The following is a 20,294-nucleotide window of genomic DNA, read 5'->3' as shown; positions in this document are numbered from 1 at the left end:
TTAGGAGCGAGCGCGCGTGAAAGGGCTGGAAGCAAAACAGACGGTGCGGCTTGCGGCGATGGGCGACCTCCACTACACGAAGACGTCGCAGGGAAAACTGCAACCGCTCTTCGCCCAAGCGGCCGCGAGCGCCGATATCCTTTTACTGTGCGGCGACCTCGTCGATTACGGCCTGCCGGAAGAAACGGAAATCCTGGCGAAAGAGCTCGCCGGGATTAAAATTCCCATCGTCGCCGTGCTCGGCAATCACGAGTACGAATCGGGCAGGAAAGAAGACGTGGAGCGGTTGCTCTCGGGTGCCGGCGTCACGGTGCTGGACGGCACGGCTTGCGAGATCCAGGGCGTCGGCTTCGCCGGCGTCAAAGGATTCGGCGGCGGGTTCGGCGAGCGCGCGCTGCAGCCGTGGGGCGAGCCGACGATGAAAAAATTCGTCCAGGAGGCGATCGACGAGGCGCTGAAGCTCGAATCGGCGCTGGCCAAGCTCAGGACCGCGCAACGGATCGCTTTGCTTCATTACGCGCCGATCGAGGCCACAGTCCAGGGCGAGCCGCAGCAGATTTTTCCTTTTCTCGGCTCCAGCCGTCTCGAGGAGCCGCTCAATCGCTACCCGGTGACGGCGGTCTTTCACGGCCACGCGCATCACGGGAATCCCGAGGGGCGCACCCGGAGCGGGGCTCCGGTCTACAACGTGGCGCTCAAGGTCCTGAAAGAACATTTTCCCGACCGGCCGCTGTTCCGCGTGCTCGAGATTCCTTCCGGAGGGAGCGACGGTGGCGATGGGGCGCGCGGTGAGGCGACGGCATGAATCCAACCGACCCGGGCGCCGATGACTTCGATCATAACGAGGGTCAGCAATTTTATTATCGGGCGCTCACCGCCCTGAACGAATCCAAAGTCCCTTTTCTCCTCGGCGGCGCCTACGCGTTGGAGCGTTATACCGGAATCGCCCGCGACACGAAGGATCTCGATCTTTTTGTTCGCCCGGAGGATTGCCGCCGCGCGTTGACGGCGCTCTCCGACAACGGCTGCCAAACCGAGCTCACGTTCCCGCATTGGCTCGGAAAAGCGTATTGCGGGGAATATTTCGCCGACATCATCTTCAGCTCCGGCAACGCCGTCGCGAAGGTGGACGACGAATGGTTCAGGCACGCCATCGATGACGAGATGCTCGGCGTTCCCGTCAAGCTTTGTCCAGTGGAAGAGACCATCTGGTCGAAAGCGTTCGTCATGGAGCGCGAGCGCTACGACGGCGCCGATATCGCGCATCTCTTGCTTGCCCGCGCGGATAAAATGGACTGGCGGCGCCTGCTCAGCCGCTTTGGCCGGCACTGGCGGGTGCTCTTTAGCCACATCGTTCTTTTCGGTTTTGTCTACCCCTCTAAGCGATCGCAGATTCCCGAGTGGGTTGTGGGCGAGCTGGTAGGGAATCTGAACGCCGAAATCAGCGCGCCCGCTCCGACGGAGCCCGTCTGTCAGGGCACGCTCCTTTCCCGAGAACAATACCTTATCGACATCGAACAATGGGGCTACAAAGACCCGCGCCTGATTCCCGGCGGCACCATGACCCCAGCGGAAACCGACCTCTGGACAGAGGCGATCGACCATCAGAAAAAAAACTAGCGGCATAGCTGCCCGACGAGCCGTGCGCTACAATGGAAAGATGGATCACCACGTCGTCATTCTCGGCGGGGGATTCGGCGGCCTTTACACCGCCCAGTCGTTAAAAGACGCGCCGGTGCGCGTGACCTTGATCGACCGGCGCAATTTTCATCTGTTCCAGCCTTTGCTCTATCAAGTCGCGACCGGCTGGCTCTCGCCCGCCAACATCGCCTCGACGCTCCGGGCCGTTTTAAGGCGGCAGAAAAATACCGACGTTCTCCTGGGCGAGGCGATCGATATCGACGTGGGCGGCCAGCAAGTCGTGCTGAGCGACGGCGCGATCGGCTATGACACGCTGATCGTCGGCACCGGCTCGCGCCATCACTACTTCGGCAACGAGCATTGGGAGGCGCTGGCGCCCGGCCTCAAGACGGTCGAAGACGCGACCGAGATCCGGCGGCGGATTTTTCTGGCATTCGAAGAAGCCGAGCGTGAAGTCGATCTCGGCAAGGGCCGTTCTTATCCGACGTTCGTCATCGTCGGCGGCGGGCCGACGGGAGTCGAGCTGGCGGGGGCGCTCGGAGAAATCACCCGGGACACGTTGAGGCATGACTTTCGCCACATCGATCCCGCCGCCGCGCGAATTTTATTGCTCGAAGCGGGGGACCGGATACTATCGACGTATCCCGACGAGCTTTCCGCCAAGGCGGAAAAATTCCTCGCCCGCACCGGCGTGACGGTGCAGACGGGGACGGCCGTCACGGACATACGTCCCGACGCCGTCGTCACCAAGCGCGGCGAGCGCGTCGAAGAGATTCCGTGCCGGACCGTCGTGTGGGCCGCGGGCGTCAAGGCTTCTTTCCTGGGAAAAACCTTGGTGCAGGCGGCCGGCGCGAAACTGGATCGCGCCGGCCGCGTGATGGTCGAGCCGGACTTGACCGTGCCGAACCATCCCGAGATTTTCGTGATCGGCGACCTGGCGAACTACTCGCATCAAACGGGCAGGCCGCTTCCCGGCGTCGCGCCGGTCGCGATGCAGCAGGGGCGCTACGTCGCCAAGCTCATACGGAACCGCATCGAGGGAAAATCTCTGCCGCCGTTCCGCTACCGCGACCGCGGCAACATGGCGATCGTCGGCCGCGGTACGGCCGTCGCCGATCTTGGGAAACTCCATTTCGCCGGCTATTTCGCCTGGCTCGTATGGCTCTTCGTCCATCTCATCCACCTGGTCGAGTTCGAGGACAAAGTGCTGGTCTTGATCCAGTGGGGCTGGTACTACGTCACCCGCAATCGAGCGGCGCGCCTCATCACCGGCGAGCAGCGGGTGCCGTGAGGGCGGAAGATCGCTCAAAATAGCGGCACGGCTGAGATTCACGATTGCTCCGCTGCTTGGGCCGCAGTCTCTTGCTAAAAAGACGACGCCGACACTATATTGATGTATGGACGCCGGTTTGTGGACCTTGGAGTGTCCCAACTGTGGTGAGCACTTCGTTCTTGTGTTGGGTCACGGAGAAGAGCTGATCACGTTTCTAAAAATCAAATCGTGTCCGAACTGCAACAACAAGCCGACCGTTTCCCCTCCGACCTGGCACCGAATCGTAGATTTCCATTTGCCGAAACACCTCGCCTGACGCCTCTCTTTGCTCGGATAAATTCTCTCTGTAACTCAAGCCGTTTGTCCCTTAGACCTAAAACAGGTAAAGGGACATCATGGCCGAAGCCGTTGAAGAGAGTCGTTTGCCCGCGGCGGCCAATCGGGTACTGCGGCTCGACCTGATCGCTCAGCGGCTCGCGCTCGCCGCGCTGATCGTTGCCGTCTGGTGGTTCGCGTCGCTCTCGATGCCGCACTATATACTCCCCGGGCCGGCGCGCGTCTGGCGGGCGCTCGCTCTCATCGCCGCCAATGGCGACCTGTGGCGCAATCTGGGCGTCACGTTTTGGCGCGTTGCCGTCGGCTTTATCTTTTCCGCGATGATCGGCCTGCCGTTCGGCATCCTTCTGGGCGCGAACCGGCGCGTCGGCGAATTTTTCGAGCCGGTCCTTCCGGTGCTGAACACGGTGTCCTCCGCGATATGGGCGATCTTTGCGATCATCTGGTTCGGGATTTCCAATGCGACGACGATTTTCGTCGTCTTTATGACCGCTATGCCGCTCATCCTCACCAACGTCTGGCAGGGCACGCACACCGTCAATGCCGATTTCATCGAGCTGGCGCGGGTGCTCAGGATGCCGGACCGGAAGATCATGACCAAGATCTACCTGCCGACGATCTTGCCTCACTTTTTTTCCGGGGCGCGTCTCGCCTTCGGCTTCGGCTGGCGCGTCTCGCTGGTCGCGGAGACGATCGGCTCTTCGAGCGGGGTTGGATATCGCCTGCGCCAGGCCGCCGACCTGATTCAGACCGACCAGGTGTTCGCGTGGACGCTCACGCTCGTGATCATGATGGCCACGATTGAAATGGGGATCTTGACTCCCTTGGAAAATCATCTGTTCCGCTGGAAAAAGGAAATGGAAGCGCAATGACCGACGCGATTACTGAAACAGCCCGCCAAACGTCCGCCGGCGCCGGCGCGGCCCTGCCGGCAATCAGTTTGAGCGGCGTCGGCAAAAGTTTTCCCGGCGCGAACGGAAAGCCGCTCGAAGTGCTGAGGGACGCCGATCTAACGATCGCCGAACATGCGATCGTCGGCCTGCTCGGAACGTCCGGCGCGGGCAAGAGCACTCTGCTCAACATCATCGCCGGAATCCTCAAGCCCGATCGCGGCCGCGTCTGCATCTGCGGCGCGCCGAGCGAAGAGCTGAACGACTGGTGCGCCGCGAGCTACATGTTCCAGGACGAGCGTCTGCTGCCGTGGCGCAGCGCGATTCGCAACGTCGAATTCGCGCTGGAAGCCGGATCGACGCCCAAGGCCGAGCGCGTCCAGCGCGCCCGCGAAGCGCTTCGTCTCGTCGGTTTAAACCTCTTCGAAGACGCATTCCCTTTTCAGCTTTCCGGCGGCATGCGCAGCCGCGTGGCGCTGGCGCGCAGTCTCGTCACAGAGCCCCGCATTCTATTGATGGACGAGCCGTTCTCGCGTCTTGACGCTCAGACGCGCGGCCTGATGCACCGGGAGCTGCTCGGCATTTACGAGCTCAAGCGCATGACCGTGGTTTTCGTGACGCATGACGTCGAAGAGGCGGTGGTCCTCGCGGATCGGGTCGCGGTGATGACGCCGCGGCCGGGCACGATTCGCGAAGTGGTGGACATCGCCGCGCCCCGGCCGCGCGATCCGCTGGAGCCGGAAGTGGCAAACTATATCAAGCGGCTGCGAACGCTCCTCTGAACAAGTAAAAAGGCAAAAAGAAAAAAGTAAAAAAGGAGAAGAAAGCGGAGATGAATGTAAAGAACTTTTATGTGGGCCTTGTCGTCCTCGGCGCGGCGGTGTTCGCGTCCGTGCCGTCGTTCGCCCAGAACATGAAGGTCGGATACTGGACCAGCGGCTTCAGCCTGGGGTTCGGCGCCGTCATGGAGCAGATGAAATTCGCCGAGAAGGAGGGACCGAAGGTTGAATGGGTGCGGTTCTCGGAGGTTAACGGGCCGACGCGGGCGATCGTGTCGAACGCAATCGACGTTGCGTTTGCCGCGCCCTCCACCAACTCGATGGGCATCGCCGCCGACGGCGTGCCCGTCACAATCGTTCTCGCGACCCAGATCGCCGAGGCTCAAATCGTCGCGCTCGACGGCTCGCCGATCAAAGCCATGGCGGATCTGAAGGGCAAGAAAATCGGCATGTCTCCTCCCGGCAGCGCAACGCACGCGATTACCACGGCCATTCTCGAGCAAAACTTCGGCTTGAAGCCGGACGCCTACAGCGTCGCGCCGGGGAACGAAGCGCAGCTCGCGCAGTTTCTTACACAAAAAGAGATCGATGCCGGCGCGCTGCGTTCGGTCACGATCGCGCAGATGCGCGAGGCGAAGCTCCGCCGGTTGGCGAGCGTCGTGGACGAGTGGAAGAAGCTCACGAAAGGGAATGCCCCGCCGATTCTCGCGGTGATGATCGTGTACAACAATTATCTCGCCAAGAACGCGGACGCCGTCGCGAAGTTCATCGCCGCGACCCGCAACGCCCTCCAATACGGCTCGAAAAACAAAGACCGCGTCGCCGAAATGCTCGAAAAGGCGGCGAATATGCGCGCGGAAGACGCGAAGGCATACGCCGGGCAATGGGACGGCGCCTATATTGCGAGCCTCGAACCACAGGACATCGCGTCGCTAAAGCGCATCTATGAAATCGTTCGGGCGGCCGGCGGAGTGAAAAACGCCGTGCCGGATAATGTGTTTGATCCCGGACCCTACAATCGCGCCAAGCAAACAAACCGGTGAAAACGCCACGAGGGCGTTGGACCATCCCGAACCGGCAGGGACATAGGTACGGAACAGCGCTCGAAATAAAAACGGGCGGAAGAGAAGGCTTTCTCTTCCGCCCGTCACTGGATGTCGTAGCGATTGCGATTATTGTGTCAGTGGACTTCAACGCCAGCCGCGCCCGGCGCTGCGCCGGCGCTGGCCCCGTGACCTCCTATATCGACTCCGGCCGAGACACACCCGGACATGATCAACAAACCCAGGAGAAGCGGGAGAACCAGTAATCTAGCTTTCTTCATCGCCTTCACCTCCTCTCGAACGGTCTATTCATCACCATCCTACTATTCTGCAGCGAGAGTTAAAAGCGATCAATCGGAGTGAATACCCGAGCAAGGTTAACCGCGACGGCAGAAAAAGCGAGCTCTTCGTTATAAAGCGGCACGATCACGCTAAGAGATGGGTTCATTCTATACCTCCAAGCGGGGATCGGTTGGATTCAACTCCCACGGGAATTCTTTTGATCTCGTCCGCCGGCGCGGCCCCGAGAGCCTCCATGCGGCCGTCGCCGTAAACCATGAGGCAAAGCCGGCGCGCGGAACGAACGTTCCGGCAGCCCTCGGCCGATCGTTCCGGCTCGATCAGCTTCGCGGCCAGCAGCGTGTTTCCATAGACGAATTGCAGCGCGGCCGTGATCGCGCCGTCGTCGTCGCCGAGGGTGTAGATGCCGCGATGCGCGTAAAAGCCATAGGGAGTCCGCCGGGACTCCGGCGCCGGCGCAAAGGAAACGGTCCATCGGGCGCCCGTTGAAAGCTCCGCCGGCAAGGCGCGAATAATTCGCTTCGCGGTCGTCGCGCAATTAAGAACGCGCTCGTTTCTCGTCCAGGTGGCGGCGGAAAGAATGGCCGCAAAAAAAAGAACGGCGACTGCATAGGCCGTCTCTTTCCCAGGGATGGGCATGGCGTCGATGGCCCGGCCCAGCGCGTAAGCCAAGAGGAGAGCGTAGAAGGCGACGGACAGATATAAATAGGTTTCGGAGGGATGGGAGGCAAACAAAAGCACCGGCAACAGCGGCAATGCGATCGCGGAGACCAGGAACGCGATCGCCGCCCGGTCGAGGTTGCGGAACAGTTCCGGGTGTTTAACGGCGTAGCGAACGGCGGCGGCGAGCCCTATGGCCAGTAACACCACCAGGGCGGCGGCCGCAAGAATAAAATTATCAAGATCGATCTCCGAGGGCAGCGGCAGATTCAGCCATTCGTTCGCCAGCACCGAATCGAGCGGAGACAGCAACGCGAACAGGTACATGGCGATATTTTTGACGACGATCCACGGCGCGGGTACGGTCTTCGCCGCCTGGGACCACCCCTGCGACACAAAAACGACTCTCAAGACAAGATACGCGGCCATGAGCGCCGCCGTGAGCCCGCAGCATGCGATCAAGAATCCCCTGGGAAGAATTCGTCTCTGAAAAAGCCAAACATAAATTATTAGATAGACGGCCATCAGCGGGAAGACGACGACGCTGGAGTCGTAGGTCAAAAGCGCCAGCCAGCCGCTGATGATCGCAATCGATAGCCAAAGCGCCCAGCGCTTCGCTCGCAGCGACACGATGAAAGTCACGATCGCCAGGAGGAAGCCGGTATGGGCGATGGTGTTGGCCCATAGCGCGCCGATGACGGGTTGGTTGGCGAGCGGATGAAGGCCGAACCATGCGGCCGCCGCCACGCTCACCGGTGTGCTAGCGAACAGCAGCCAACCGAGCGCGTAAACGAGCGCGACGTTGATCAGATGAAACGCCAGGTTTCTAATTCGAAAGAGGAGCGGGCTCCCTTCGCCGGCCCGGTAGGTCCATAGACTGAGCAAGCGATTCAGCGGGCGGTATTTGGGCGAATTGAAGTGCGGCGTCGTGAAGATCCGGGAAGGGTCCCGGCTGTCCTCGAAAGCCGCCCGGTGAATCTCGAGAAAGTCGTCGTAGGCGCAGAAATAGGCGCGCGTGACGTTGGCGTAAAGGACCGCGGTCGCGAGGCAGATGACAAAAACGAAAATGAGATGCCTCCACTTGTGAGCGTTCATATTAGTCTTGTGTTGAAACCGTTCACTCTGCAGCGACAACCTAGATACCTTTTAAATGTTACCAAGCACCGGACAAGCCGTTGAACCTCCGCGTCCCCGTGCCTGCGGCTTTCAAGCTCGCCCGGAACGGCTCGCGCTTGAGGGCTTGGTGGTGCGACCGTACTTATTGATTTCCCGCGAGGTGGCGCACGTTGGAGTTCTTTTTCTCCAGCCAATCGCGGTCGATGTAGAGGCGCGTGGGCGAGAGCGCGCCTTTTTTCACGCGCTCTCTCAGCGCGGCGTCCTCTTCTCTCATCAAATGCGGGTTGATCAGGCCGCGCGTCACGGCTTCGAAATAAAGCCGTCCGCGGCTTTCGAGCAGTGCGGTCACGCCTTGAGGCGCGTCGCGGCGCGTCGGTATCTTCATCTTTTGGTACAAAGCGGTCAAAATCCGCTCGACGCTCTGGCGCGAAGCGCCGATCAGCCATCCGATGCCGTCGTTGGTGACGCCGAGGCAAATGTAAAGCAAGACAGTAAACTCCAGGTTGCTGACTTCCCGCGAAGGCGAGTCGCGCAAGTTCTGGCTGAAAATATCCGTGAACGACAGCTCGTAAATAAAAACCTGCTCGACGGCGTTTTGCACGAGCCGTTTCGGCATCGCGCCCTTGTCCACGAAGCCCCAAACGACCGGCTTCACCTGTTCGTCGCCGATGAGCTTTTCGATCTGATGGAGATAGCTGGGATCGCCGGCGTGGACGGTGCGGAAAAGAATCCGCGTGCTGAGCTTCTTGTCTCGCGCTCTGGCTTGGAGGATGCGCCGCGCGATCGCCACGCCCGAGACGCGCGGCACGACGAAGTCGAGGTCGAGGACGATGTTCTCCACGCTCTCGTCCGCCGCCTGCGAGAAGGCCTCCTCCGGCGTCTGCGCCCGGTAAATCTCGGCCTCGGGCCAGCGCTCCCGGATCCAGGCGCTCATCTGATCGATGGAGTCGGGCGAGTCGTCGGCGACGAGAATACGGAGGCCTTCTTTTTTGGCCTCTTTCTTGGCTTTTTTTTGTGTCTTCGCCACGGCGGATGAAAGCCGAGCGGTAGAAGCGGCGGCTCCGGTGGGGCGGGATCAGATCGCGCCGGAGAGCTTCGATCCGTTCGTCGCCCGCGAGTTGGACTCTTCCGGCAGGCGGATGACGACGGTGGTTCCTCCCGCTGAGGAGGTTCTTTTGTATTCGATCTCGGCGTCGATGTCCTCGGCGCGCCGCTGCATCAGGTCGATGCCGAAGCTCTGCTCGAACGGACCGCCGCCGCCGCGTCCGTTATCGGCGATCGATATCTCGATGACGCCGGTTCGCGGCCGTCGGATGCGCAGCGCCAGCGTGGTTCCGTGAGCGTGCTTGCGCGCGTTGATCAGCGCCTCCGAAACGATTCGGTAAAGCAGCACCAGATGCGATTTGTCGCGCAGGCTCGCCGCGATGGTCTCGTCGGTGATGTCGGCGGCGCATTCGAACTCGACGCCGAATTTCGCCACGCGCCGGCGCATCTGGATTTTTGCGTCTTCGAGACGCTTGCGGACCGTCGCCACAAACCCCTCGGCTTCCAAATCCTTCGGGTAGAGGTGGTTCATGATCCGGCGCAGTTCCGTGACGACGTCCTTCAGACGGGTCTCGGCGTCGGCAAAGTCGCGCTCGTCGATCGCGGTCGCGAGGTTGCTGCAGAGCGTGTTGAGGACCTCGTGATGGATCTCTTCGCCGATGCGGAGCGCCTGATTTTCCAAGTAGCTCAGCAGGTGCTCGCGCCGGTTTTCGAGCCGGAGCACCTCGCCCTGCAATTCGTCGACCCGCTCCAGCAAGGTCGCGAGACTCACCCCCAGGGCGGTCTCCAGATCGACGCGCGCGCGGTCCTTGTCCTTGACGCGATAGACTTTCTCGGCGAGCTTGCCGGAGACGTCGTGGATGACGGTGAAGATTTCCTGATTGCGAAAAGTGGCCAGCGTCCGGATCGTCCGCATCACGTCGAGCCGGATGCCGTAATGCTCGTCCGAGAGGAGCGACATCAGCTTGATGTAGTGCTTGGGCTTGAACCATTCGGGATGGTGCCGGGCCGACTGATAGCAGAGCGTGGCCGCGTTCCAGCGCACGTAGTCGGATTCTTCGTCCAGCGCCTCGAACAAGAAGTCGATCTTTTCCTCGGCGTCGATGAGGGCGCGATCGTCCTCGTCGCGGAGCCGGTAGTGGATGCCGCCAGCGCGGTGCGGCATGAGAAACAACCGGCAGTAGAACTCGGCGCGCGGCGACAGCCGGACCGTGGAGAGCGCGTAGCTCAACAGCGACAGGAGCGCCGCGGCCATGTTGCGCGTCTTCGGCTGGGACTTCGGATCGACCAGGGCCGATTCCAGCAGCGGCGGGTCGGACGGATTCAGCAAGGTCTCCGCGGCCGGATTCGCTTTCTGCCGAGCGCTCTCCGGCCGCCACGCCGCCCCGGCGATTTCCAGGACGATGGCGATGGCCCGGTCGATGATCAGCGCCAGGACGACTTTAGAACCTTCTCCCGGCGCATCGAGCACGGGGCTCTCTTCTCCGACGCGCGGCTTGACGCCCGGTTGGTATTTTTCGCGGCCGTTCCGTCCCTTGCTAGCGGCGGGGCGCGCGCGCCGGTTCCACGGGGAAGCGGACGGATGCCACGCGGGGAGCGGCGTATTGGCGCGGAGAATTTTGAGAATCGTCCCGGCGGAATCGGCGGCCGCCAGCGTCGCGGACGATTGTTCCAGGATCGCCTGCAGCAGCTCCAGAATCTCGCGGTGCGCCGATGGGATCGGATCCGCTTCGGCGCCGGTCTCCGTCGAACGGTTGCAAGTGAGGCCCGGCAGGAGACGATGGACGGCTTGAAGATCTTTGGCCAAGCGTTCGTGACGTTTGATCGCGCCGCTCACGGTTTCCCGCTTTAGCTGTTGGAGAATCTCGTTGAGAGAGCGGAGCGTGTCTTCGACCCCCGTTCCCGCCTGGAAGGGCCTTCGTCCCAAAGCCAGCCGGGTGAAGAGCCCCTCCAAAGCCCTGACCCTGAGCTGCACCAGCCGGCTTTCCTTCAGAACGATTTCACCCAGCACCGAAATCAACAGCGGAACCCTGTGCGCTGTGTCGAACAGGATCTCGGTCAAGGGGTCCTGATAATGCAGTTTCATCTCGTCGAACAGCTCGCGAAAGGCGAGAAAGATGAGGCTCGGATTCGTGTTGACCAGCGCCGCCAGCATGTCGGGCGCCCAGGGGACCTTGGCCGCCTTGTCGACCCACGCCGCGCGATAAAGCTCGCCGTTAAACCGGATAAGAAAATCCCGGAGCGTTTTGGAATCGCGAGCGACCGCGACCTCGCGCAGGAAGAACTGAAAACCGTCGCTGATGAAGGGATCTTGCGCTCTGAAGATATCCTCGAAACTTGATTTTCGGGCAGCCATTTCCCTCAATTCCTGAGGCCTTTCCCTCAGAGAACGATGTATCACATCGCGCTCGCTAAGGGCAGTCTTGGCCACAGACGCACCAGGAACTCACTTTACCTACGGAGGAGAAGCAAAGGTTATGAAGTTTCGTTTTTTGCCGCCTTCCATCCGGTTGGCGATAGCCCTTACAGCGATGGCGGCGATCCCGCTCTCGGCCGTTCCCGGAGCCGCTCAAAATCCCGGCGGCTTTATCGAAAAAGCGACTAGCACCAACGTCAGACCCACGTACACGGCGGCGCAAATTCAACAATTTCTTCCCACCTCGAGGGGACCTTTCAGTTTTCCGACGCCTTATAACACGGAAGGCATACGACTGACGCTGCCAAGCGACTGCGCCGGCCAGGACTGCGTTTTCTCCGTCGGCTATTCCTATTGGCGCAACATCAACAATCACCAGGCCAGCAATACCATGCTGATTGTTTTAGGGTTGGACGTAAACCATGGCGGCACCGGGCCGACTCTGTTCAGCTACAACAAGGTTACGGATCAGGTGACGAACCTAGGGCCGCTGTTCCCTTCGACGAGCAACTTTAGAAATCACAGCGGCGAAGGCTGGTACTTCAGCGCGACCCAGCCGAACATGCTGTACGTGATCGGCTACGGCCCGCAGCTTTATCGCTACGACGTGATCTCGAAGACCATGACGACCGTGTTCGACGTCTCCACGCAACCCGGGCTGTTCGGGACCAACCGGTACGCGATCCAGATGCACTCGAGCGCCGACGACAAGGTTCACTCGGCCACTCTAAGGGACAAGGCGACCGACCGGGACCTCGGCTGTTTGGTCTATAAGGAAGCCGCCGGTCAGTTTTTATTTTACCCGACCCTCGGGCTTCACTACGACGAATGCCAGATCGACAAGAGCGGCCGTTATCTGCTGATCAAAGACAAGGTATCGAGCGCCACCACAGACGTCGATAACCGCATCATCGACCTCAGCACGAACATCGAGACGCGTCTCCTGGAAGCGAACGGGGCCGTGGGCCATTCGGATAACGGCTTTGGTTATACGGCGGGAGCGCTGATCAATAGCGCGGTACCCGGCGTGGTGACCGTTTGGAAGTACGGCCAGAGTCCCTTGCAGGGCACGCAGGTTTATCGCACGACGACCTGGAACGGCGGCATCGGACACATCGCTCATTCGAACACCAAAGCCGGCCTGGCGCAGAACCAGCAATACGCGTGCGGCAGCAACGCCAATCGCGTCAACGACCCGCGCTTGAATGAGGTCGTTTGTTTTCGTCTCGACACTTCCATGGATGTTTTGGTCGTCGCTCCGGTCATGACCAACTTGAACGCGGCGGGAGGCGATGGCGGCGGCTGCGGTGATTATTGCAAGCTGCCCAAAGGCAACATCGACGTCACCGGACAATATTTTATCTGGACGAGCAACATGGGAAGCAATCGGCAGGATGCGTTCATCGTCAAAGTTCCGTCCCAGTTGCTGGTCGCAGGCACCAGCCCGCCGCCTCCGCCGACGGACACCACGCCTCCGGTCATCAGCGCCGTCTTGGCGCCGCTCATCACATCATCGGGAGCCACGATCACGTGGACGACCGACGAAGCCAGCGACTCGCAAGTCGAATACGGCGCCACGACCGCTTATGGCAGCGTGACGACGCTGAACGGAAGCATGGTGACCTCCCACTCGCAAAACCTGAGCGGCCTGGCGGCGAACACGCTGTATCATTACCGGGTCAAATCTCGGGACGCCGCCGGAAACCTGGCGACGTCGACGGACAAGACGTTCACGACTCTCGCCAGCGCTCCACCGCCTCCGGGAGACGTTACGCCGCCGACGGTCTCCATCACGGCACCGGTTGCCGGCGCCATCGTCCAGGGTCAGATCTATGTCACTGCGTCGGCGTCGGATAACGTCGGCGTCGTAGGAGTCCAATTCAAGATCGACGGCAAAAATCTCGGCACCGAAGACACGGTGCGGCCCTTCGCGCGCTACTGGTACACCGGCAACTTTACCAACGGCGCGCATACGATCACCGCAGTTGCTAGGGACAAAGCCGGAAATACCGCGACCTCTCAGCCGGTCACCGTCACGGTCAAAGGCGCGAAGATCACGGGTCCGGTGACCTGGACCAATCTGGTCAACGCCACCGCGACCGCCAATTCGCTTAAGGAGAGCTGCGGCGGTTGCGGCAACTCCGGGGCGCAGTCGCTCCAGTCGATCCCGTCCGGCAACGGCTACGTCGAGTTCACCGCTTCCGAGACGACGACGCAGCGCGCGGTAGGGCTCAGCCGCGGTAACACCGACACCTCGCGTGCGGACATCGATTTCGCCATCGCCTTATGGAACGGCTCACCCAGCGGCTATGTAGAGATTTACGAGAATGGAGTATACAAGTTCGGCTCGGTCTCCTACGTCCCCGGAGACGTTTTCCGCGTCGCCGTGGCATCGGGCGTCGTCAAGTATTCGAAGAACGGGTCGGTCTTCTACACGAGCGCCAAGGCGCCCACTTATCCGCTGCTGGTCGATGCCAGCCTGGCGGGACCGCAAAGCACGATTGCCAATGCCATGATTTCCGGCTACTGAGCGCGGTCAAGCTCTGCGCGGCGCGGTGCTCCAGAACGGCCGCTCGACGCCGAGAACGAAGCGTCCCAGGCCGACCAGGAGCGCGACGTTGAGAATAAGAAAGTAGCGCATCGCCGAGGCCGCCCGGCCCACCAGCGGCACCCGATGCAAGAGCAGGGCGCCGAAGGCAAGCTCGTAGAGCACGACCTGGCCGAGAAAGATGAGCGCGAAAGCCGGGACGTGCAAGAGGCGCAAGTTGGCCACAAAGCCGGTGAGCATCAGCCACGGGCCGAACCAGCGCAGCACCTTGTGCGAAAAGTAGGCGAGCGCGATGGTTCCCCGCCACGGGAGCAGCAATCTCCACGTCCAGCGCAGCGCCTGAAAATTGCCCGCGCCGATCCGCGCGTGGCGGTAGAATTCGTCTCTGACTTCCTCCGGCGATCTTTCCCACGCCCGCGCCTCGGGAACGAAATAAATCCGGTCGCCCGAAGCGAGCCGCATGAACATCGGAATCAGGAAGTCGTCGACGATCGCGTCTTTGGGCAGCGGCCGATAGCGCTCGCGATGAAACGCGTAAATCGCGCCGTTGGCCCCGACCAGGCTGCCGAAGCGCGATTCGAGCGTCTTGATCCACGTTTCATAGCTCCAGTAGGCCCCGTCGAGATTGCCGTTGTCCGAAGGCGCGCGGAGATCCAAACGCCCGACGGCGATCGCGCCGGCGGGATAACGCAACAGCGCCTTGACCAAGGCGCGCACCGCGTCCGGGCGAAAGAACGTGTTGGCGTCGGTCAGGACGACGATGTCGTTTCTGGCCCGGGCGATGAGATCGTTGAGCACGCTGGCCTTTCCCCTGCGCTGTTCGAAGCAGAGGAGCCGCGCCCCGTGGCTCTCGTAAGCGCGCACGATCTCGCACGTCCGGTCCGTCGAGCCGTCCGACCCGATGAGTATCTCGATCCGGTCGGCGGGATAGTCGAGGCTCAAAAGATTGGCGATGCGCTCTCCGATGGTGGTCTCTTCGTTGTAGGCCGAGACCAGGACGCTCACCCGAGGCCACGCCGCGGGCTCGACGCTCGGCCGTTCTTTGGAGCGAACCCATCGGCTCGCCGCCCAGAGGACCGCCGGATAACCCGCATAGGTGTAAAGCAGGAGCCCAAAGGAGGCGAACATCAAGAAAGCCAACAGCGACTCGTAATCCATGACTATACCTCAACCGCAAAGCCGTACTTTTTCATAGCTAAATTTTACTTTGCCGCCGGCAAGACACAACGCAGGGTATTCCGTAATTGGCGAGGGAAAGAACCCGATTTCGGCAGGGAAAAACTCTTACCGGTATAACGAGACCGTTTTCGTCGGCGCCATGGGTTGCCGTGCGAGAATTTCAGCCGCAGTCTCGCCGATGACGCGATCGATCGCCCGCCGGGCATGGTCCCAGGAAAATCGGCCGGCCCGCTGATGCGCCCGCGCCGAGTAGAAGGAGACCCGATCGGGGGTTTTTACCAGCCGCGCGATTTCATCGACCAACGCGGCGGCGTCGCCGGGCCGGACCAAAATTCCGCCGTCGCCGAGCACTTCGCGCGTCGCTGGAATATCATAGCAGACGCAGGCGTGGCCGCTGGCCATGGCCTCGAGCAGCGAAAGTCCGAAGCCTTCGTAAAACGAGGGGAAGGCAAAGATGTCGGTCGTCGACAGCGCCCACTTGAGATCGCTCTTTCCCACATGACCGAGAAGCTTCACGCGATCGTCCTCGGCGGTGGCTTTTTGCATTCGGTCTCGATCCGGACCGTCTCCCAAGATCAAAAACTCCGCGTCGATATCCCGGCGCCGGGAAAATTCGTCCACGACGGCGGCGATCCCTTTGCCCGGATGAAGACGCCCGACGAAAAGAATCTTGGGCGCCGGGCCGGCCGGCTTCCGATCGTACAACGCCATGTGCTCGGGCTCGGTCCCATGCGGCACCACGGATACCTTGGGATCCGCCAGGCCATGCAATCTCATGAGGTCGTTTTTCAACGCCGACGACGGCACGATCACCCTGGCCGCGCGCTTATTGCAGAGCGTCTCGGGGAGCGCGAAGTGAACCAGCCCGGTCAAAAACCTGGCGCGCCGATAAAGCGGCATCCGCGCCGCGGCGAGGCGGATCTCGGCGAATACCGAGCCGCCCGCCAAATTAATGAACGGCACGCCGCGGAGCGCGAAGCCGACGCTCGACCATACCAGGGCGAGGTCGACGAGCCCGTCGCGATAGAGCCGGTTGACGTCGCTCGACAGCGCGAAGCCGGCGACGTTCATGTGGCGCCGGCGCTTTTCACGAATCACCCGGACGAAATCGGCGTCGGGGATTTCTTCGCCCGCGGTCACGTACGTGATCTCGTGCCGCTCGGCCAGATAGGGCAGCATTTCCTTCGCCAGCGTGCTCATCCACTCCTCGACCCACGCGAGCCTGAGGCGCGGCGCGGCGCGATGTTTGCCGATGAAATGCCTGGGCATGGTCCTGCGGCGCAAGTTGCGGCCGATCACCCGGCCACGAGGTAAGCGAAAACGGATGGCGCTATCGCGCCGCGGCGGCGGAGGATGCGCTTGATCGGAGGCGCGCAGCGGCGGATCAGGGGATTCAATTGCCGGTAGCTCACCGCCGCGGTGGCTGCGATCATGCGCAAGAGCTGCGGATACAACTCGTTGCGGTAAAGATTGACGTCGACGACGCGCCGGCTGGAAGTCGCGAATACCCGCCGGTACTCCGCGGTGCCGGTACCGAGATTCAATTGCTTGACGATCCGGCATTCGTGCAGGTCTTCGAAGATCTTATACAGCAACACCTTCCCGGGATTGAGCTTGATGTAGCGCGCGTCGTGGCCTACCAACTCGACGTAGAGCTCCCCCCAGCGCATCGTCGCGTCGCAGAACGCCACCGGCACGTCGCGAATGAACAGGACATAGGAGCGCCATCTCCCGCGTTCGGCAAGGAACGAGAATTTTTTCAGGTCGAAAGGCGTGGGCTCCATGGGATTCGGTCCCCCTTGCCACTTGTAGCACCGGCTGGCAACCGACGCGCTGTCGCGGAAGAAATCGCTCACCTGATCGGGAGCGTGGTAAACTCTGAGCGTCACCTCGCCCGGCGCCGAGTCCTCCAGCAGCCGGACTTCCCGCTTGAGGTTGTAGCGGGTCTTTTTGGTGAACTGGTTCTTGAGGTAGGTCTCAAAGCTTTCCGCGATCCCGACTTGAAAAGTTTCATAAACGCTGCTGGCGAGAGAGTAGCTCTCGCCGCTGCCGAAGGGCGCGCCGGTGATATACTCGGCCAGCGGATTCTCCATGGGCAACTCGAAAATCTGGCCCACGTGCCAGGGCGTATTTTCGAGCAGCCCTCGACAGAAGCCCTCGAGGATCACGGCGGGCGCGTGGCCGTGACCGGCGTAACCGAACAGCCTCAGCTGCCGGCAGGGAAACCGGCCGATGCCGAGGCCGCCGAACTGCGGACGAAATTCGGTTCTCAAGAGAGCATAGGTCATGTAGCCGACGGGCCGGCCCGCCGCATAGGCGACCATCGCCCCCGGCGTCTTGCCCTCGAAGCCCGCGGTGAGAAATTCCGGATCCATCCCAGCGAGCGGGGCGGGTAAAAAACCGCCGGCCGCCAGAGTCGGCCGGAGCGCGAGCAAGGCGTCGCAACCTTCGTGGCGGCGAATTTCCACCTCTTCCGACGCGCCGGCTATCATCGCGCCGGCCGGCGCTCCGCGGGCCTGAAGTTTCAGCGCCGGATCCATCTCCCGCGCGCGGGCAGTTAAACTTTGCATCGTGGCGATTGCTCCTTTGAGTCTTTTTTAAGCGCGCCGCGTGTGAGATCGATTATGGCGTGCTTCGAAGTCGCCGCCGCCAGGACCTTTGCGGCTTCATCGCCGGAGTTGCCGATCACCAGGACTTCGGCGTGGGCGAGCAGCGCTTCGGCGTTGTCGCACATCAACGAAGAAATGTGCGGGATCTCTTCCTCGATGTAGCGGCGGTTGGCGCCGATCAGGCGCGCCAGCGAGACGTTGCCGTCGAGGATGCGCACGTCGCAGCCTTTGCCGATGAGCGTCTCCGCCAGCGCGACCATCGGGCTCTCCCTGAGATCGTCCGTCGCCGGCTTGAAAGAAAGGCCGGCGATCCCCACGCGCCGCTTGCGCGTCGCCAGGACCGCCTCGACGGCGCGGCGGATTTCGCTCTCGTTGGAAGGCAGGATCGACGAGAGCAGAGGCGCGGCGACGTCGGCGGAGCGCGCCGCGTAGACGAGCGCGCGCAGGTCTTTGGGCAGGCACGAGCCGCCGAACGCAAAGCCCGGACGAAGATAAGCCTCTGAGACGTTCAGCTTTCGGTCCATGAGGAAAACTTTCATGACCTCCCGGGCGTCGACGCCGAGCGCGGCGCAAACATTGCCGATCTCGTTGGCGAAGCAGATCTTCAGCGCGTGGAACGTATTGGACACGTACTTGACCATCTCCGCGGTCTTGACCGAGACGTGCACGAAAGGCGCATCCACGCCCGCGTAAAGAGAGCGCAGCGACGCGGCGGTCGCCGCATCTTCCGAGCCCACGAGCGTGAGCGGCGGATGGGCGAAATCTTTGAGCGCGCTGCCCTCGCGCATGAACTCGGGATTGACGGCGACGCCGAGAGAATCCCCGAGATCGCGTCCGGCGCCGGCGCGGAGCGCCGGAATGAAGACCTCTTCCGTCGTCCCGGGGAGGACGGTGCTTCTTAAGACCACCCGGAAGGGTTCGGCGCGGTTCGAGAGCGCCCTGCCGATGTTCTCGGCGACGCGCTCGAGCGCCGTCACGTCGAGCTGTCCGTTCGAGCGGCTCGGCGTGCCGACTGAGACGAACGCGAGATCGCTGTTTTTCACCGCCTCTCCGGCCGACGCGGTGGCGCGGAGGCGCTGGTTCCACACGACCTCGGCCAGAAGTTCTCCCAATCCCTCTTCCACGACCGGCGGCACGGCGTCGTTCACCATCGCGACTTTTTCCTGGCTCGAATCCACGCCGACCACTTCGTGGCCCGCTTTGGCGAGACAGGCGGCGGTCACGGAGCCGACGTATCCAAGTCCAAAAACGCTAACCCGCATGAGTCATGACCTCCCGGCATCTCGATTCGAATTCACGCGCCGCGCGGCGCCACGAATAACGCTCTTCCACGAGCTTCCTTCCGGAGGCGCCGAGGATCTTGCGTCGCTCCGGGTCGCGCAAGAGCGCTACGACGGCTCCGGCAAAATCGAGCGCCGCGTCAGCTTGAAGAAAATGCTCGCCAGGGACGAGCGGCAGACCCTCGGCGCCCACGGACGTCGAGACGACCGCCTTTCCCATCGCTAGCGCTTCGAAAATTTTGAGCCGCGTTCCGCCGCCGATCCGGAGCGGCACGATGTAAACCGCCGCTTCCGCGACGTAGGGACGGATATCGTTCACGGTGCCTGTCACGCGGACGCCCGCCGCGCCCGCCGCGGCGAGCAAGCGCGGCGTCGGATTGCGGCCGACGACCGATAATGCGACTCCCGGCATCTCACGACGCACCTTGGGCAGAATTCTTTCGATAAAATAGAGGATCGCGTCTTCGTTGGGATACCAGTCCATCGAGCCGGTAAAGACCAGCGCCGCCGGCGCTTCGTGGTACCCGTTGGGCGTAAAGTAGGAGACATCGACGCCGGTCGGAATCGACCGCACGACGGCGCCCGGCGCGCGCGCCGCCAGGATCGCGCGGTCCGCGTCCGAGACCGCCACGGTCAAATGGGCGCGAGCGCAGGCCCGGCTCTCGTAGCGGCGCATCTTCCGCCATTCGATCTCGAGCGGCGCGCGCCGCCACCATCGGGTCTCGATCTCGCAGAGCCGCTTCCAGATCATGTGCTCGACGTTGTGCGAGAAAAAAACCATCGGGACCGGGCCGTCGAGCGGGACGTTGGCGGCGGCGAGCAAGAAATCCGCCACGCAAACGTCGATCTTTTTCTCCGCGATCAGCCGCTCGGCCGCGCTCTTCACCGCCGGGATGCGCCATTTCCACATATCGACCGGAAACGGCGAGAGCCACGAGCGCGCGAGCGCCCCGGCGAAGCCCAAGCTGCCCTGCTTCGGCGCTTCGTACGGCAGCGACACGACTTCCTCGCAGTCGGGAAGCTCGGCCGCGAGATCCCCGGGATTTTCATTCCGCCCGTGCGTCGTCAGCAGAGTGACGTGATTGCGGCGCGACAGCTCGGCGATCGTGTGGAAGCTTCTCAGCCGCCCGCCGGTATTCGGCGGCCAGAGGTTTCCGACCTTGACCCAGAGAATGCGCAT

Annotated in this window: 16 protein-coding genes; 7 read left to right on the top strand and 9 right to left on the bottom strand. The window is 62.0% G+C overall.

The annotated features are described in order from the left end of the window. The first annotated feature begins 58 nt into the window (after positions 1 to 58). From VGL70_06405 to VGL70_06380, 6 genes are all read left to right on the top strand, one after another. Positions 59 to 805, top strand: coding sequence for a metallophosphoesterase (locus VGL70_06405; GenBank protein HEY3303151.1), 747 nt, complete (start codon positions 59 to 61; stop codon positions 803 to 805). After that, positions 802 to 1,620 carry a hypothetical protein gene (locus tag VGL70_06400; GenBank protein ID HEY3303150.1) on the top strand — a complete coding sequence of 273 codons (819 nt, stop codon included), beginning with the start codon at positions 802 to 804 and terminating at the stop codon, positions 1,618 to 1,620. The genes VGL70_06405 and VGL70_06400 overlap by 4 nt, the downstream gene beginning before the upstream one ends. A 40-nt stretch (positions 1,621 to 1,660) precedes the next feature. Beyond that, the gene (locus VGL70_06395) at positions 1,661 to 2,932 is read left to right on the top strand and encodes an NAD(P)/FAD-dependent oxidoreductase (GenBank protein ID HEY3303149.1); all 1,272 of its coding nucleotides are present in this window, start codon (positions 1,661 to 1,663) and stop codon (positions 2,930 to 2,932) included. Positions 2,933 to 3,309: 377 nt separating this feature from the next. Next, positions 3,310 to 4,122, top strand: coding sequence for an ABC transporter permease (locus tag VGL70_06390; protein HEY3303148.1), 813 nt, complete (start codon positions 3,310 to 3,312; stop codon positions 4,120 to 4,122). Beyond that, entirely contained in the window at positions 4,119 to 4,922 is an 804-nt protein-coding gene (locus tag VGL70_06385; GenBank protein ID HEY3303147.1) for an ABC transporter ATP-binding protein, read from the top strand. The genes VGL70_06390 and VGL70_06385 overlap by 4 nt, the downstream gene beginning before the upstream one ends. A gap of 50 nt (positions 4,923 to 4,972) precedes the next feature. Further along, positions 4,973 to 5,962: an ABC transporter substrate-binding protein gene (locus VGL70_06380; GenBank protein HEY3303146.1), complete on the top strand. Its 990-nt coding sequence runs from the start codon at positions 4,973 to 4,975 to the stop codon at positions 5,960 to 5,962. Between the two features lie 137 nt (positions 5,963 to 6,099). Here VGL70_06380 and VGL70_06375 read toward each other — a convergent pair whose 3' ends face one another. From VGL70_06375 to VGL70_06360, 4 genes are all read right to left on the bottom strand, one after another. After that, positions 6,100 to 6,243 (bottom strand): hypothetical protein, encoded by a 144-nt coding sequence (locus VGL70_06375; GenBank protein HEY3303145.1) that lies wholly within the window; start codon positions 6,241 to 6,243, stop codon positions 6,100 to 6,102. Between the two features lie 163 nt (positions 6,244 to 6,406). Continuing rightward, positions 6,407 to 8,017, bottom strand: a complete 1,611-nt coding sequence (locus tag VGL70_06370; protein HEY3303144.1) for a hypothetical protein — start codon at positions 8,015 to 8,017, stop codon at positions 6,407 to 6,409. Between the two features lie 163 nt (positions 8,018 to 8,180). Then, positions 8,181 to 9,065: a hypothetical protein gene (locus tag VGL70_06365; GenBank protein ID HEY3303143.1), complete on the bottom strand. Its 885-nt coding sequence runs from the start codon at positions 9,063 to 9,065 to the stop codon at positions 8,181 to 8,183. Positions 9,066 to 9,113: 48 nt separating this feature from the next. Further along, on the bottom strand, positions 9,114 to 11,438 hold the full coding sequence (locus tag VGL70_06360; protein HEY3303142.1) for an ATP-binding protein: 2,325 nt from the start codon (positions 11,436 to 11,438) through the stop codon (positions 9,114 to 9,116). A gap of 121 nt (positions 11,439 to 11,559) precedes the next feature. Here VGL70_06360 and VGL70_06355 point away from each other — a divergent pair, with 121 nt between their 5' ends. Further along, positions 11,560 to 14,028, top strand: a complete 2,469-nt coding sequence (locus VGL70_06355) for an Ig-like domain-containing protein (protein ID HEY3303141.1) — start codon at positions 11,560 to 11,562, stop codon at positions 14,026 to 14,028. A 6-nt stretch (positions 14,029 to 14,034) separates the two neighbouring features. Here VGL70_06355 and VGL70_06350 read toward each other — a convergent pair whose 3' ends face one another. From VGL70_06350 to VGL70_06330, 5 genes are all read right to left on the bottom strand, one after another. Further along, the gene (locus VGL70_06350) at positions 14,035 to 15,204 is read right to left on the bottom strand and encodes a glycosyltransferase family 2 protein (protein HEY3303140.1); all 1,170 of its coding nucleotides are present in this window, start codon (positions 15,202 to 15,204) and stop codon (positions 14,035 to 14,037) included. A gap of 126 nt (positions 15,205 to 15,330) precedes the next feature. Beyond that, entirely contained in the window at positions 15,331 to 16,494 is a 1,164-nt protein-coding gene (locus tag VGL70_06345; GenBank protein ID HEY3303139.1) for a glycosyltransferase family 4 protein, read from the bottom strand. Between the two features lie 26 nt (positions 16,495 to 16,520). Then, positions 16,521 to 17,795, bottom strand: a complete 1,275-nt coding sequence (locus VGL70_06340; protein HEY3303138.1) for a GNAT family N-acetyltransferase — start codon at positions 17,793 to 17,795, stop codon at positions 16,521 to 16,523. Continuing rightward, positions 17,783 to 19,096, bottom strand: coding sequence for a nucleotide sugar dehydrogenase (locus tag VGL70_06335; GenBank protein HEY3303137.1), 1,314 nt, complete (start codon positions 19,094 to 19,096; stop codon positions 17,783 to 17,785). The genes VGL70_06340 and VGL70_06335 overlap by 13 nt, the downstream gene beginning before the upstream one ends. Beyond that, on the bottom strand, positions 19,086 to 20,294 hold the full coding sequence (locus tag VGL70_06330) for a glycosyltransferase (GenBank protein HEY3303136.1): 1,209 nt from the start codon (positions 20,292 to 20,294) through the stop codon (positions 19,086 to 19,088). Before VGL70_06330 ends, VGL70_06335 begins: the two co-directional genes overlap by 11 nt.

The sequence above is a fragment of the Candidatus Binatia bacterium genome (assembly GCA_036504975.1).
Classification (GTDB): domain Bacteria; phylum Desulfobacterota; class Binatia; order UBA9968; family UBA9968; genus JAJPJQ01.
Note: the sequence above shows the minus strand (reverse complement) of the source record. Positions and strands in the feature narration are given on the sequence as shown.

What these genes read in the sequence shown, in the direction of transcription:
- VGL70_06405 (HEY3303151.1), top strand. Translation starts at nt 59, where the DNA reads ATGGGCGACCTCCACTACACGAAGACGTCGCAGGGAAAACTGCAACCG.
- VGL70_06400 (HEY3303150.1), top strand. Translation starts at nt 802, where the DNA reads ATGAATCCAACCGACCCGGGCGCCGATGACTTCGATCATAACGAGGGT.
- VGL70_06395 (HEY3303149.1), top strand. Translation starts at nt 1,661, where the DNA reads ATGGATCACCACGTCGTCATTCTCGGCGGGGGATTCGGCGGCCTTTAC.
- VGL70_06390 (HEY3303148.1), top strand. Translation starts at nt 3,310, where the DNA reads ATGGCCGAAGCCGTTGAAGAGAGTCGTTTGCCCGCGGCGGCCAATCGG.
- VGL70_06385 (HEY3303147.1), top strand. Translation starts at nt 4,119, where the DNA reads ATGACCGACGCGATTACTGAAACAGCCCGCCAAACGTCCGCCGGCGCC.
- VGL70_06380 (HEY3303146.1), top strand. Translation starts at nt 4,973, where the DNA reads ATGAATGTAAAGAACTTTTATGTGGGCCTTGTCGTCCTCGGCGCGGCG.
- VGL70_06375 (HEY3303145.1), bottom strand. Translation starts at nt 6,243, where the DNA reads ATGAAGAAAGCTAGATTACTGGTTCTCCCGCTTCTCCTGGGTTTGTTG.
- VGL70_06370 (HEY3303144.1), bottom strand. Translation starts at nt 8,017, where the DNA reads ATGAACGCTCACAAGTGGAGGCATCTCATTTTCGTTTTTGTCATCTGC.
- VGL70_06360 (HEY3303142.1), bottom strand. Translation starts at nt 11,438, where the DNA reads ATGGCTGCCCGAAAATCAAGTTTCGAGGATATCTTCAGAGCGCAAGAT.
- VGL70_06355 (HEY3303141.1), top strand. Translation starts at nt 11,560, where the DNA reads ATGAAGTTTCGTTTTTTGCCGCCTTCCATCCGGTTGGCGATAGCCCTT.
- VGL70_06350 (HEY3303140.1), bottom strand. Translation starts at nt 15,204, where the DNA reads ATGGATTACGAGTCGCTGTTGGCTTTCTTGATGTTCGCCTCCTTTGGG.
- VGL70_06345 (HEY3303139.1), bottom strand. Translation starts at nt 16,494, where the DNA reads ATGCCCAGGCATTTCATCGGCAAACATCGCGCCGCGCCGCGCCTCAGG.
- VGL70_06340 (HEY3303138.1), bottom strand. Translation starts at nt 17,795, where the DNA reads ATGCAAAGTTTAACTGCCCGCGCGCGGGAGATGGATCCGGCGCTGAAA.
- VGL70_06335 (HEY3303137.1), bottom strand. Translation starts at nt 19,096, where the DNA reads ATGCGGGTTAGCGTTTTTGGACTTGGATACGTCGGCTCCGTGACCGCC.
- VGL70_06330 (HEY3303136.1), bottom strand. Translation starts at nt 20,294, where the DNA reads ATGCGCATTCTCTGGGTCAAGGTCGGAAACCTCTGGCCGCCGAATACC.